Genomic DNA, 906 nt, shown 5'->3' with positions numbered 1-906 from the left:
ATGATGATGGTTTGACCGATGGGGATGAGGTCAAAGAGCATCGCACCGATCCGAAGGATCCTGACAGCGATGGTGATGGCCTCAAGGACGGGGAAGAGGTCAAAGAGCATCACACCGATCCGAAGGATCCTGACACCGATGATGATGGTCTGAACGATGGTGACGAGGTCAACGAGCACGGCACCGATCCGAAAAAGCCTGACACCGATGGTGATGGTCTTACTGATGGTGAGGAGGTTAACGGTTCTAAGAACCCGAAGAAGGATGGTAAATATGATTCTTCGGGTAATCCGGGTAACACGGATCCGTTGAGTAAGGATACTGACGGTGACGGACTTAATGATGGCGATGAGATCATGAAGCATCACACGGATCCTAATGATGAGGATTCGGATGATGATGGTCTTAACGATGGTCCTGAGGTTAATACGCACCGTACGGATCCCAATGATGAGGATTCCGACGATGATGGCCTCATTGATGGTGATGAGGTTAATAAGCACCGTACGGATCCCAATGATAAGGATTCCGATGATGATAACCTCACTGATGGTGATGAGGTTAACGGCACGAAGAACCCGTTCAAGGACAACAAGCATAATCCTTCGGGTGAGCCGGGTAACACTAACCCAAACAATCCTGACACCGATGGTGATGGTCTTGAGGATGGTGACGAGCTAGATCCGAAGACTGGGTCTGACAAGGTCACTGATCCTAATGATCCTGACACCGATGATGGTGGTGTCAAGGATGGGGATGAAGTCGATAATAAGACCAACCCGAGGGATCCGAAGGATGATAAGCCGGGTGATGATAACCCTGGTGGTACCACCAATCCCGGTGATAATGAGACTCCGAATGATAATGGAAAGCTTGATCCTGATGAGGATGGGTTGACCAATGATG

At 49.6% G+C, this 906-nt stretch carries 1 pseudogene; it reads left to right on the top strand.

Features of this window, described 5'->3' with window-relative positions:
• Positions 1-11: 11 nt before the first annotated feature.
• Positions 12-906, top strand: a pseudogene (locus HMPREF3044_RS00290) (hypothetical protein); the annotation flags it as partial.

The organism is Corynebacterium sp. HMSC073D01 (assembly GCF_001815555.1).
In the GTDB taxonomy this organism is placed as follows: Bacteria; Actinomycetota; Actinomycetes; order Mycobacteriales; family Mycobacteriaceae; genus Corynebacterium; species Corynebacterium glucuronolyticum.
The sequence above is the reverse complement of the archived record's forward strand: the minus strand, read 5'-3'. Positions and strand labels throughout refer to the sequence as shown.